Annotated in this window: 10 protein-coding genes; 2 read left to right on the top strand and 8 right to left on the bottom strand. The window is 36.0% G+C overall.

Annotated elements, in window-relative coordinates; all coding sequences use genetic code 11:
• Nucleotides 1–66: 66 nt before the first annotated feature.
• Nucleotides 67–639: a YceI family protein gene (locus C8N28_RS08490; protein ID WP_132223786.1), complete on the bottom strand. Its 573-nt coding sequence runs from the start codon at nucleotides 637–639 to the stop codon at nucleotides 67–69.
• A gap of 258 nt (nucleotides 640–897) precedes the next feature.
• Here C8N28_RS08490 and C8N28_RS08485 point away from each other — a divergent pair, with 258 nt between their 5' ends.
• A complete protein-coding gene (locus tag C8N28_RS08485) occupies nucleotides 898–2,133 on the top strand; it encodes a BamA/TamA family outer membrane protein (RefSeq protein WP_132223783.1) in 1,236 nt (411 codons plus the stop codon).
• A gap of 26 nt (nucleotides 2,134–2,159) precedes the next feature.
• Here C8N28_RS08485 and C8N28_RS08480 read toward each other — a convergent pair whose 3' ends face one another.
• The 5 genes from C8N28_RS08480 to C8N28_RS08460 form a co-directional block, all read right to left on the bottom strand.
• Nucleotides 2,160–3,335 (bottom strand): alpha-hydroxy acid oxidase, encoded by a 1,176-nt coding sequence (locus tag C8N28_RS08480; protein ID WP_246012778.1) that lies wholly within the window; start codon nucleotides 3,333–3,335, stop codon nucleotides 2,160–2,162.
• Between the two features lie 13 nt (nucleotides 3,336–3,348).
• A complete protein-coding gene (locus C8N28_RS08475) occupies nucleotides 3,349–4,701 on the bottom strand; it encodes an FGGY-family carbohydrate kinase (protein ID WP_132223780.1) in 1,353 nt (450 codons plus the stop codon).
• A 16-nt stretch (nucleotides 4,702–4,717) separates the two neighbouring features.
• The gene (locus C8N28_RS08470) at nucleotides 4,718–6,844 is read right to left on the bottom strand and encodes a bifunctional aldolase/short-chain dehydrogenase (RefSeq protein ID WP_132223777.1); all 2,127 of its coding nucleotides are present in this window, start codon (nucleotides 6,842–6,844) and stop codon (nucleotides 4,718–4,720) included.
• Nucleotides 6,845–7,057: 213 nt separating this feature from the next.
• Nucleotides 7,058–8,089, bottom strand: a complete 1,032-nt coding sequence (locus C8N28_RS08465; protein WP_132223774.1) for a GntR family transcriptional regulator — start codon at nucleotides 8,087–8,089, stop codon at nucleotides 7,058–7,060.
• A gap of 549 nt (nucleotides 8,090–8,638) precedes the next feature.
• Nucleotides 8,639–10,267, bottom strand: a complete 1,629-nt coding sequence (locus tag C8N28_RS08460; RefSeq protein WP_132223771.1) for a carboxylesterase/lipase family protein — start codon at nucleotides 10,265–10,267, stop codon at nucleotides 8,639–8,641.
• Between the two features lie 135 nt (nucleotides 10,268–10,402).
• On the opposite strand from C8N28_RS08460, the gene C8N28_RS08455 reads away from it, so the two are divergent.
• A complete protein-coding gene (locus tag C8N28_RS08455) occupies nucleotides 10,403–11,134 on the top strand; it encodes an NUDIX hydrolase (protein WP_132223768.1) in 732 nt (243 codons plus the stop codon).
• Here C8N28_RS08455 and C8N28_RS08450 read toward each other — a convergent pair.
• On the bottom strand, nucleotides 11,129–11,857 hold the full coding sequence (locus C8N28_RS08450; RefSeq protein WP_132223764.1) for a LytR/AlgR family response regulator transcription factor: 729 nt from the start codon (nucleotides 11,855–11,857) through the stop codon (nucleotides 11,129–11,131). The two genes, C8N28_RS08455 and C8N28_RS08450, sit on opposite strands and share 6 nt — an antisense overlap.
• On the bottom strand, nucleotides 11,847–12,923 hold the full coding sequence (locus C8N28_RS08445) for a sensor histidine kinase (RefSeq protein WP_132223761.1): 1,077 nt from the start codon (nucleotides 12,921–12,923) through the stop codon (nucleotides 11,847–11,849). Before C8N28_RS08445 ends, C8N28_RS08450 begins: the two co-directional genes overlap by 11 nt.
• Nucleotides 12,924–12,968 lie beyond the last annotated feature (45 nt).

Here is a 12,968-nt window from a genome sequence, read left to right as displayed (position 1 = left end):
AACAAATTAATGCACAAAAAAAGCGGATTATTAATAATCCGCTTTCCAAATTCTATTTATGTGATCTTATTTCTTATGCTGAAACTCACCGTCTGCTTTAACAATTACTTCATCGCTTATCATTGGTGCAGGAAATTTAGGTCCAAGTCCGAAATCTGAACGTTTAAACGCACCTAAAATCTGGATTCCCGCAACAGATGCTCCTTGAGCATTTACAATAGTTCCACGGTGATTCATCGTTACAGTTATAGGTTTAGTCACGCCTAATAAAGTAAGATTTCCTTTTACATTATATTTAGCATCACCTACTTTTTCAATTGAAGTGCTTTTAAATGTCATTGTAGGGAATTTTTCAACATCAAAAAAGTCAGGGCTCTTTAAATGAGTATTTCTTTGTTCCACACGCGTATTAATTGTGTTAGTTGGAACCGTCAATTCAATTGCAGCATCACTAAAGTCTTCTTTAGAAGAAGTAATATTTACATCGAATTTATCAAAATGTCCAGGAACATCTGCAATACCCAAATGTGTTACAGTAAATCCTAGTTTCGAATGATTTGGATCTGCTACCCACGTAGTTTGTGCAAATACTCCAGCTGAAACAAATAGCAAGGCTAAAAATAAAGTGATTTTTCTCATGATAATCTAATTGTATTCTTTTAATATTAATTAATTTTCCTTTTATTGCTTCAAAGGTACACTACCTTTACTTAAGAAATCTTGACCTATATCAATTAATCACTAAAGTCATTAATATTTTACACAATCCCTAATTATTAAATGTACGAAACAAAAGAACTAGTACCTATGTTCATCAATTAATAGGATCTGAAACATTTTGAATCATAAAAATGCTGAAACCATCTCTTGAAGTTAAAAAATATACCATGTATAAGTATGCATAGATTATTGCGCTTGATCCACCTTTGCCTTTTATTAGCAATAATCCCACTTTTTACTTATTCTCAGAATGCTAGTAATGCAATAGCTGAAAACAACATAGCCAGCGATACTTCTAAACAAAAAGATTTACTTGATATTGGCAAATCAATATTAAAGATAAAACCCAAAACTCTGGAAGAGGAGAAAAACAAGAAAGCTTATTTTTCAATATTACCAACCTCAGGAGCCTTACCTGGCGGTGGCAATATTTTAATAACCTCTACAACAGCCGGCTTTTATTTAGGAAATCGAGACAGCACATATTTATCTTCTGTAGTTTTTACTCCTTACTGGAATTTTAAAAGTCGTTTTGGTATTCCATTCAGAAGCAACCTCTGGCTTGCTAATAATACCTGGAATATTAAAGGCGATACGCATTTTATGGTTTATCCGCAATATACCTGGGGACTAGGAGGAGGGCAGCCTTATGAAGATAAGCTCCTGATTAATTATAATTATATTCGGTTCTACCAAAGTGCCCTGAAACGAATTAAGCCCTATTTTTATGCAGGTATTGGATACAATCTGGACTACTTTCACAATATCCATACAGATTATCCAACAGGTTTAGCAGGGTTTACGAGCTATGATTATGGAACTAAAGAAAGTTCTAATTCTTTCTCATCGGGCATTACTTTAAACTTATTATACGATACTCGTAATAATTCAATCAATCCTATACCTGGTGTTTATGCCAACTTAATATATCGAATAAATCCAACCTTTTTAGGAACTAAAACTACCTGGCGATCAATCTATTTCGATGCCCGAAAATATATTCCTTTAGCTAAGAAACCTGGTCAACAAAATGTATTAGCCGTATGGTCTTATTTCTGGACAATCTTAGATAACCATGCACCTTACCTGAACTTACCAAGTATTGGGATGGAACCTCAATATAAATCGGGTAGAGGGATAGAACAGAGCCGTTATCGGGGGAAAAGCCTGATTTATCTTGAAAGCGAGTACCGCAGGGATATCACTAATAATGGTTTATTTGGATTTGTAGTATTTGCCAGCATCAACTCTGTAACAGAGCCTGATAGCAAAAGGTTTAAACACATTAACCCTGCCGCAGGTGCAGGGTTACGTGTAAAATTCAATAAAGGTTCTAATACGAATATTGCGATCGATTATGGTTTAAGTAAAGGCTATTCCGGAGTCTCAATAAGTTTAGGAGAAGCGTTTTAATTACATTTTCCCAGTAACCTGATTCATTATTCTTGAATCAAACACTCTTTGAAATCTTCTAGTGTTTCGCAACCTAATTGCTCCATAACCTGCTTCAATTGCAGCTTTAAAATAGCAATGGTATGATCACCTCCCTTTTTACCCAATGCGCCTACTCCATACATAAACGGTCTGCCCATAAAAGTAAAATCAGCACCACAAGCTAATGCCCGTCCAATATCTGGTCCGGATCTTAAGCCACTATCAATCATTACTTTTAATTTATCGCCAAATTTATCCACCAAACCTTTCAACGGTTTAATGGTCGATTCTCCAGCATCAATCTGCCGGCCACCATGATTCGATACAATAATTCCATCTGCACCAATAGCTGTTACCTTCTCTGCGTCCTCTTCATTTACGACCCCTTTAATTACCAGCTTTCCTTTCCAAATATCACGAATAGCAGCAATCTTATCCATATCAACTCTACCAGTGAAAGTAGAATTCATAAATTTACCTAGCTGACTTAAATTTAAGTCTTTAGACATATAAGGTTTTAAGGTAGCGAATTCAGGTATACCTACCCGAAGTGTTTCAATACCCCAGGTTGGACGAATAGCGGCTTGCAGAAAATTATTAATAGTCATTCTCGGAGGCATAGATAAACCGCTCTTTATTTCCCTGTAACGCAAGCCAAAAGAGGGAACATCAACAAGCACAACTAAAACCGGGCATTGAACGGCATCCAGCCTTCTTAAAATATCATCACGCAAACTATTTTCAGTTGGATGATATAATTGAAACCAAGCCTGACCTTCTGAAACCTCTGCAATTCTTTCAATACTACTAGTTGAAACAGTACTTAGAATATAAGGGATATTCTGTCTTAAAGCAGCCTTTGCTAATATTTCAGGAGCATTAGGCCACATTAAACCTTGCAACCCAATGGGAGAAATCCCAATAGGAGCAGCATAACGATGACCAAACAGATCAACACTCATGTCCATTCCTTTAAGCTTTCTAAGATAATGGGGCATTAAGGTAATTTTGTGAAAATCTGTTTCGTTGCGTGATAAATTAACTTCATCATTACAACCGCCTTCAAGATAATCAAAGGCAAATTTCGGCATTCTCTGTTTGGCTTTTCTTTTCAAATCAGAGATAGATGGATATTGAGGATTGTACTTCAATAAACTATCATTTCCGTTCATCTTTTCCATTACGTATGTTAAATTATATCTTCGTCTGCTTAGAAGCAGCGTAAAATTTCAACTCAATTAAATCATTGGGCAATGGCTGAGTATTCCATGACTTATGGATTGCCAGGGCAGTTCCCATTGCAGTAGCTTGAGCCATTGAAGCAGCGAAAACTTCCATTTCAGGAAATACTCGTGATAGAAGGTTCATATATATTGAATTCTTACTAAAACCTCCATCTACGAAAATTCGATTAACTCCGGAGTTATTAATAATCAATTCTGTCGATCGCTTTTGTTGCGTAACAATGTTCATCATCAAATAATGATATGCTTCAATATCTGATGAAAATGAAGATAAGTCAAGGCTTGAGAAAGCTTGAGTATTTCTCTTATCATTCACTATTTCAAAATATTTACTTTCAAAAGCTATACTCTTATATTTGGAAGTAGCCTGATTGAAATGCTCTGCTATCCTTTTGACTTCTACTTCATGTTCATGACCTGCAAAAAGCCGCGAAGCTTTTACTGGTGTACCTTGATACTGTATGTATGAAAGACAGTCAGATTGAAGCTCTTCCTTCGTTAAAGGACTGGATGTAAAAGGATTAAAACTTATACACCAGGTTCCGGTTGAAATAAGGATAAACGGTTCCTGAAAACTTACCAAATAAGGTATTAAAGCCGCTGAGCTATCGTGTAGGCCTGTGCCTACTCCATAATTGTTGCCTGGAAAAGTTGCAGGCACTACACTATCGGAAGGTACAATCGGTGCTAATTTATCCTTTATTCCCTCTTTCTCAACCCACTCATGGTATGTATTCTTGCTAAAATCCCATAAGTTAGTATGGCAGCCAATGCTTGTAATATCTGAGTATAGTTTTCCTGAAATAAGAAAGCTCATGTATTGCGGAAGATGCAAAGAGTATTTTATTTTCTTAAATAACTCTGGTCTTTCTTTCTTTATCCTATAAAGCTGCATTCCCGAATTCAGGCTCCCTAAAACAGGAGAAGCTGTTTGAAACGTAAACTGGTCTTCTCCGCCATACTTTGAATAAAATTCTCGTTGAATATCTTCAGGATACGGTTTCAGATAACTATACAGTGGGGTTAAAGGCCGTCCATTCTCATCTACATGAACCAAACTAGCCCCATAAGTAGAAAAGTTAATCGCTTTTATCTCAAATTCAGATTTACGGAACACTTCATGCAAAGAATCAAATATCGAAAGTCGCAAACTCTCCAAATTCTCACAAGGGAAACCATCTTCATCTGTAATCTCAAGGAAACGAGCCGATCGTTCAAAAACTATCTTATACTGCTCATCAAATAGGAAAAGCTTTTTATTCGTTTTTCCTACATCAAATACAGCTATAACTGGTTTTTTCATATTGATCTTCTATATCCTATCTCACAAAAGCCATAGAAACTCCACCATCTACATTTAATACATTTCCTGTAGCCTTATTCATTAAGCCTCCAACGAAAACAAAACAAGCGTTTGCAATATCTTCAGGCAAAATAGTTTCATTTAATAAAGTACGTTTAGCATAGAAAGCAGGAAGCTCTTCAATTTTAATTCCATAAGCTTTTGCCCTACCTTCTGCCCAAGCGCCTTCCCAAATCTTACTATCAGAAATTACAGCATCCGGATTCACAACGTTTACACGAATCTTATCCTTTCCAAGTTCTGCTGCATTTAATCTACTCAAATGTATCTGAGCTGCTTTTGCTGAACCATAGCCTGAGTTATTAGGTCCTGAAACCAACCCGTTTTTACTACCAATGTTCAATATATCTCCACCTATCTTTTGTTTTTTCAAAACTTTAGCAGCTGCCTGAGTAATTTTAAATTGTCCTTTTACAAGCACATCATATAAAAGATCCCAGTCTGCTTCGGTATGATCTTCAATAGATTTTGAAATCGATAAACCAGCACAGTTCACTACAATATCCACTCCTCCAAAACTAAGAGCTGCAGCATCAAAAGCATGTTGAATCTCTTCATCTTTCGTTACATTCAGAGGCACTGTAATAAAGCTGTCCTTGCCATACTGCTCTAGAAATTTCTTGCCAGTAATTGCAAGACGTTCCTGATCCATATCATTCAAAACTGCAACAGCACCTTCTTCAATAAACTTTCTGGCTATTGCCTTTCCAATACCACCCGAGCTACCTGTTACCAAAGCAATCTTACCTGATAATGGTTTCGGTTTTGGCATACGCTGAAGCTTCGCTTCCTCTAGCAACCAATATTCAATATTAAAAGCTTCTTGTCTATCCAATGAAGTGTATTCTGAAATAGCTTCAGCACCACGCATTACATTAATTGCATTGGTATAAAACTCAGCAGCCACCCTTGTAGTTTGTTTGTCTTTTGAGAAAGAAAACAATCCTACTCCCGGATATAAAATAATTACCGGATTTGGATCCCTCATCTTAGGTGAGTTTGGATGCTTACAAGTCTCATAGTACTCAGCATACATTTTCCGATAATCCTCATATAAAGGCTGAAGTTTTGAAACAACTTCCTCCACATTGCTTAAATCAGCATCAGGCTCTAAATTAAGTACAAGCGGACTTATCTTCGTGCGTAAAAAGTGATCCGGACAGCTGGTTCCCATAGGGGCCAAACGATCAAGATCATTTGAATTAATAAATTCCAGAATACGCTTATCATCTGTAAAATGACCAATCATATGTCGCTCAGAAGAACAAAGCCCACGCAAGATAGGTGCAATTTTTGCAGCCTGTGCCTTACGATCTTCTTCATTTAAACTCTGAATACGCTGTCCTCCAAAAACGGAACCATTTCGCTCTACTTTATCTTCTATATATTGAGCACATTTCTCAACAACTGTTAATGTATTAACGTAGCAATCATAAGCTGTATCACCCCAGGTAAACAATCCGTGCGAGCCCAACATAATCCCTTTTATACCTGGATTATTATCTAAGCATTCTTTAAGCTTCAAGCCTAAATCGAAACCTGGTCTTTGCCATCCAACCCAACCAATCTCTCCGTTAAATAACTCTTTAGTTATTCTTTCACCATCTTTTGCAGCTGCAATTGCAATCGCAGCATCCGGATGCAAATGGTCAATATGCTTAAAAGGTAAAAACCCATGCAAAGGCGTATCAATTGAAGGAGCTTTAGAATCCAAATCATAAATACAATGATTGAATAAATTCACCATCTCATCCTCATGATCTATCCCTTTATATACATTCTTAAGATCCAATAATCTATCTAAGTACAAGGCAGCCAACCCACTCCTCTTCAATGTTCCAATATCTCCACCTGATCCTTTAATCCACATCACCTCTACTGCTTTATTAGAAAGAGGATCTTTCTCAACAGTTTTACAGGAAGTATTACCCCCACCGTAATTGGTTAAACGCAAATCTGAACCAAGCAGATTTGAACGATAAAGCAGCAAAGCTACTTCATCACCTGTCAACTTAGCCGCAGTCTCCTCATCCCAGAGATAGCTAACATGGCTAAAAGTAAGTTTGGATTTTAAGTTTGTCATATAGTTACGTTATCTAATTCAATTCTTTTATCAATTCTCTATGAACCCCCCTATTTATTTAGAAGATTAACAAGCAATGTATAAGATTTAAAGTTTAATATTAATTGATTATTCTATGTCACAATGATAAAAAACATGAGCTATATAACTGTCATGTGCTGTTATGAGATAAGTAATAGCTCCACTAAATCATCATTCTACATAAGGCATTTTTTAAAGTGATGAACGAATAGTTAAATAAAAAGGCACCTCCTCATGACGAGTCGAATTCTCAAGAATTAACTTCGCTGCAGTGACCCCCATGTGGCTAAAATCTGTCGATACAGTTGTAATCCCATTCATAATAAACTTTTTCAGCGGTGTTTCATTATACGAAATCACACCCACATCTTTTCCCACTTCCAACTTTAACAACATAATTCTATCCAGTAATTTTACGAGATCATCTTCCATCAAATTAATATAAACTTCCCCGGCTTTAATTGGTTCTTTAGATATATCGCTTACTAATAAATGAGTAAATGCATACTGCTGACAGAATCTATAAAAACCCTTTATAATATCTTTCGGGTAATAGCTTCTATCAGGAAATATCAACTTCAAAGTGTCATATTTACTTAACCTCTCTCTAGCTTGTTCAAGCGCATTATAGATGTCGTTTGAAAAACTTTCATATACCGCTGCATAATTACCATCAACACCCGGAATCTCCTTATCTACCAGTACCAGCTTCTCCTTCGGTATTGAATTAATTATTTCTACTGCTTTATCTCTACCATCAACAAAATGAGGGATGATTACATAGTGAGTATATTCACGCTTAGGATTTAATAGAAGCTTCTTGAAGTAGGTTAAATCATTGTTATAGATATAAAAATCAACAGAAACATCTTCTCCGATGGTTGAAATAAAAGCATCGTATATTAACTTCTTATGCGCACTTAATTTATTAAAAAAGAGAACTACATGCAGCTTTTGTTTTAAATGTGTATTTAATATATAATATCCTTTTCCCGGCACAGACCCTAAGGCTCCCATCTTTTTCAAATGTTTATACCCCTTCTCAGCTGTATCTCTTGATATTTCAAGAATATAACTGAGCTCATTGATAGAAGGAAGAATTTCATCCTTTCTCAACTTACCCATTTCAATTGCCTTTAATACTGAGTTTGTAAGTTGTATATATTTTGGAGTTATTGAATGTTCATCAATCGTAACATGCTCAAAAAAAGGCATTAGCTTCATAATAATTGGAGTTAATATTTGAAATTTACAATAAAAAAATCAAAAAAGTAATCTTTATATAATAATGAGAAAAACGTATACAGTAAAAACCTGAACGAGATCTTCTATTCTTTAGACCAATTTACTGCATTTTAATAAAAAAAGCATGTTATTGTACCATGATCAGAAGATCTTCGTACAATAAACATGCTTACAATAAACCGATCAATAAACCACTCTATTCCAGTCTTAACAAAAGGAATTTCTCAATTGCATTATATTTTTACGTCCTGTTAAGGAATTATAAAATCAATGCAGATATTAAATATTTTTATTCTGTCCAATAATAAATCGTAGCAAGGATCTCTCGTACCTCGTCATAATTACCAAATGATTATTGAAAGTACATATGCAGGGGTGAAGTTTTATTAAACACCACCCTTACAAATATGTACTACCATTTAAATAAACCATCATAATAATTAATCATTACGAAACTAACTTTTATATTCTAAACAACTATCCTGTACCATCCACCTCTATCCTGTCCCATCCAACAAAAAGCTGCTTTTATTTAGTATATATTCCATCTAAGAAGAGATATCGGCCACGATCAGTTGCCTTTTCCTCTTTGGTAGTAATATCTATATTTATAAATGGAGCATTGTCTGCATTTGTGGTAGGCGACCATTGGGGTAGTCCCGAACCATTCGGATTTCCTGTCTTTATAAAATTGGCGAAATATTTAAACATAGTTGCTGATACCTTATAATCATCAGGAGTCCATGCATACACAGGGTTTGTACTTAAATTTCCCATCGCATATTCTATTTCAAATGCATGTGGAGCACCTTCTGAAACCGGGGCTTTAGGTGCCGTTGCTGCTTGTCCGCCTTGTGTTATCCCGCCAGCCAAACCAGGAGTTGAATTTGAGAACTCAGAAGTCATTGGTGGTTTTGATTTCGAAAACAAATAACGATAAACGGGCTTTCCGCTAGTTTTTGCTTGTAAATCAATCCACTTCCATGTACTATAAACAATAAACCGATCGCTCGCCAAATCTGTAGCCGATTGAACTACTTCTTGCTGAGTATTTCCAGGGTATAATTTCAAAACCAAATCCGCCTGATCAGGATATTCCTGTTTAACCTTTTTTGCATAGTTCTCAGGAGTAGGTGAATCAGCCCCCATAAATGCCTGATAAGGTATCTCTGCTGAATTCCACCCTGCTAACAAAGGAACTTTAGCTTGCTCTCCAGCTGCAAAAATTGCAGAAGGTTGCTTAGGCAAAAAATAACCATCAATAGTTGAAGATGCACTAAATGCCCCAGGCATTGAAGCTGCTTGAAGCAAATCTTGGGCTGGCATTGCACGCAATGCAGCTAAAGAACCTGCTTTAACTCTTTCAGCGAAAGCAAGACCATTTTTCTCGCCTTGTTCCATCGTAACAGGAGCAAGCGTTGGGAAGATCATAGCACCACTTTCACCGATCGCACCAGCAATCAGGTCTTTTGATAACGGAGACGCCATTTGTGCAGATACCGCAATTGAACCCGCTGATTCACCGGCGATGGTTACACGTGAAGGGTCTCCGCCAAAAGCAGCTATATTTTCCTGTACCCATTTTAAAGCCGCATTTTGATCCATTAAAGCATAATTTCCTGATGAATTATGAGGAGACTCTTTCGTCAGTTCCGGATGTGCAAGGAAACCAAATACACCAAGTCTATAATTTACTGTAAGAGCAACAATACCCTCTTCAGCCATTTTTTCACCATCATAACGAGCTTCAGATCCATCACCTGCCATAAATCCACCACCATAGAAATACACCAAAACCGGTAATTTCTCATTAGGTGATTTCGCTGGAGTCCACACATTTAAATAAAGACAATCTTCACTCATACCAGCAGAACGAAAATTCATATCTCCAAAAACTTTTGTCTGCATCGCATTAGGTCCGAACTTATCAGCCTTTTTTACACCCGTCCAGTCTTTAGCAGGCTGAGGGTCCTTCCACCTAAGATCTCCCACAGGAGCTTGAGCAAAGGGTATTCCTTTAAAACTGCGGATACCAGAAGATTCAAGGACACCTTCAAGAGTCCCGTTAGAAACCTTCACCTGAAGGTTTGAATTAGTTTGTGAAAAGGCCATCAGACTTACAAATTGTATTGCAATAATTAGATTAAATAGTTTCATTTTTACATGTTTATTGGTTAATTTATATTTTAGAGCCATTGAATTATAATGTAAGATACATATTGTCTCAATATGTTACAATATTAAAATATACTTTTTAAAACCTATTTTTACATTCATATAAAACAAAACTTAATGAGCAATAATCACAATGTAACTTCCGTAAAAGGAGAAGAATATTTAAAAGGCATTGCCATCGACATTGTAATTTTTGGATTTAATGAAAATCAATTAAAAGTTTTATTGCTTGAGTATAAAAGTACCGGTTTACTTGGTCTGCCAGCTGGGTATATCCTTAAAAATGAAAATCTAAACGATGCTGCCAGGCGCGTGGTAAGTGAACGAACAAGCTTAAAAGATATCTTTATAGAACAATTTTATGTTTTCGGAGATACCAGTCGCCATGATACCAAACCTATAAAAAAAATCCTCTCTGCTGAAGGAGCTTCAACACAACCTGACCATTGGCTGCTAGATAGATTTATCAGTGTGGGCTACTTTGCACTCGTAGATTTCAAAAAGGTTATACCTCAACCTGATCAGATTTCAAATAATTGTCAATGGTATGATCTCTCTGATTTGCCCAATATCATGCTCGATCATAATCTCATTATAAAAAAAGCCTTAGAAACACTGCAAACCAACCTTGATAGCAAACTTATCGGCTTTAACCTATTAGCCGAAACCTTTACCATGGCAGAACTACAATCTGTTTATGAAACTATTTTAAATAAGAAATTACAACGCACCGCCTTTCAACGAAAAATGTTAAGCTTAGCAATATTGGAACGTGTAGCTAAAAGAATGACAGGAGGAGCGCATAAGGCACCTTATCTATATCGCTTTATAAAAAACGAAACTTTATAGCCATCTGCTTAAGTATTCATTAAAGGCATCTTTATACTGATCGCCAATAACTATATTCACATCTCCAATATTAACGGCATTCTTTGTTATGGAGTTTACCTTTTCAAGCGCAATAATATAAGAACGATGTACGCGCATAAACTTTTTTGAAGAAAGCTTCTGTTCAAGTGATTTCAAGCTCATTAAAGTAAGTATAGGCCTATCCGTATTTTCCAGATAAACCATCACATAGTCCTTCAAGCCTTTTATATAAACAATATCCTTAATCGCAACACGAATTAGATTATACTCAACTTTCAGGAAAATATACTCTTCAGAACTGATAGGTACCTCCGATTCCGGTTTTAACATCTCAGCATAGGCTCTTGCCTTATTTGCAGCTCTTAAGAAATCTTCATAATCAAAAGGCTTGAGCAAATAATCCAGGGCATCTACTTTATATCCTTCCAATGCAAAATTATTAAAAGCAGTAGTAAAAATTATCCGTGGACCAGCACCTCCCGGCTGCCTCTCCAATAATCGGGCTAATTGAATTCCAGTTATATCTGGCATCTGAATATCCAGAAAAATCAAATCAATTGCTTGATCATGCAACATCTCCAACGCCTTTATTCCATTAGAGAAACTACCGGCTAACTTTAAAAAGGGAGTCTTTTCAATAAAACTGCAAACCAAACCAAGAGCAAAAGGCTCATCATCTACAACTATACAATTAAGCATCATTGAGTATTAATGTTAAGTGAACAATAAACTCATCGTCATCTGTTTTACGAGCAGTAAACACATGTTTACCCGGGTACAACAAATCCAAACGTCTTTTAGTATTGGTCAAACCAATACCGCTATATTCATCTACCGCTGCTATATGCTCGTTAAATACTGAGTTTTTAACAATCATATCCAATTTATTGTCTTCTAATTTAAACTCAATTGATATTTCAGAAGATACCGCAGTACTCACTCCATATTTAAACGCATTTTCAATATAAGGTAAGAAGAGCATCGGCGGAATCTGTATATCCTCTTTCAAGTCCGGTTCTTTAAATATAACCTTAGTGGTATCATTTAACCGCAGTTTCATCAATTCAATATAGTCTTTCACAAAAGACAGCTCCTGGCTTAATGGTGTATTACCTGCCTGAGTATCATATAATAGATAACGCATCATGCGAGATAGTTTATGTAAAGCACTGCGCGAAGTCTCTACGTCTACATAGGTTAATGCATAAATATTATTCAATGTATTGAAGAAAAAATGAGGATTAATCTGTGCTTTTAAGAAAGATAGTTCTGATCCTATCTTTTCTTTCTCCAACGATTCCCGAAGAAGTTTATCTGCCTGCCACTTCTGCATTAATGAAACGCTTGTACTAATCGTAACAATAAAAAGGGCCATTAAGGTTAGAACTGAATTAAATATTTCCGTTTCAATTCCCCTCATTGGCCTCATCCCTAAATTTTGAAATGTTTCATTCATTGCACTCTGCAACTGCAATACATCATCTAATAATTTAGCCAAAGGCCCCACCAATAAAGACAGAATAAGAACTGATATTATAAATAAGAAGATCCTGTTCTTTAAAAGAAGGCGGGGTACCAGTATATCGCTGTTAAAATAGAATATGCCAATTAACATAAAAATAACCCCGGCTTGTTTAATCCAAAACTGATAGGGAAGGCTAACATTCCATGTTAAAGGGAGAATAAAAAATGGAGTAACGGCAAACAGCGTCCACAGCAATACATGCAATAGAACAGTGATATAAGAGCGCCTTTTTAATGGATTCATTTCTTGTAAAGTTAAATACGTTTAACGGTTCACCAAGGTAATCAA

This window comes from Albibacterium bauzanense (assembly GCF_004339765.1).
GTDB classification, from domain to species: Bacteria; Bacteroidota; Bacteroidia; order Sphingobacteriales; family Sphingobacteriaceae; genus Albibacterium; species Albibacterium bauzanense.
This window is presented reverse-complemented; position numbering and strand designations above follow the sequence as displayed.

Excerpts from the sequence above, each read along its gene's own strand:
- C8N28_RS08490 (WP_132223786.1), bottom strand. The coding sequence starts at position 639 with ATGAGAAAAATCACTTTATTTTTAGCCTTGCTATTTGTTTCAGCTGGA.
- C8N28_RS08485 (WP_132223783.1), top strand. The coding sequence starts at position 898 with ATGCATAGATTATTGCGCTTGATCCACCTTTGCCTTTTATTAGCAATA.
- C8N28_RS08480 (WP_246012778.1), bottom strand. The coding sequence starts at position 3,335 with ATGGAAAAGATGAACGGAAATGATAGTTTATTGAAGTACAATCCTCAA.
- C8N28_RS08475 (WP_132223780.1), bottom strand. The coding sequence starts at position 4,701 with ATGAAAAAACCAGTTATAGCTGTATTTGATGTAGGAAAAACGAATAAA.
- C8N28_RS08470 (WP_132223777.1), bottom strand. The coding sequence starts at position 6,844 with ATGACAAACTTAAAATCCAAACTTACTTTTAGCCATGTTAGCTATCTC.
- C8N28_RS08465 (WP_132223774.1), bottom strand. The coding sequence starts at position 8,089 with ATGAAGCTAATGCCTTTTTTTGAGCATGTTACGATTGATGAACATTCA.
- C8N28_RS08460 (WP_132223771.1), bottom strand. The coding sequence starts at position 10,267 with ATGAAACTATTTAATCTAATTATTGCAATACAATTTGTAAGTCTGATG.
- C8N28_RS08455 (WP_132223768.1), top strand. The coding sequence starts at position 10,403 with ATGAGCAATAATCACAATGTAACTTCCGTAAAAGGAGAAGAATATTTA.
- C8N28_RS08450 (WP_132223764.1), bottom strand. The coding sequence starts at position 11,857 with ATGATGCTTAATTGTATAGTTGTAGATGATGAGCCTTTTGCTCTTGGT.
- C8N28_RS08445 (WP_132223761.1), bottom strand. The coding sequence starts at position 12,923 with ATGAATCCATTAAAAAGGCGCTCTTATATCACTGTTCTATTGCATGTA.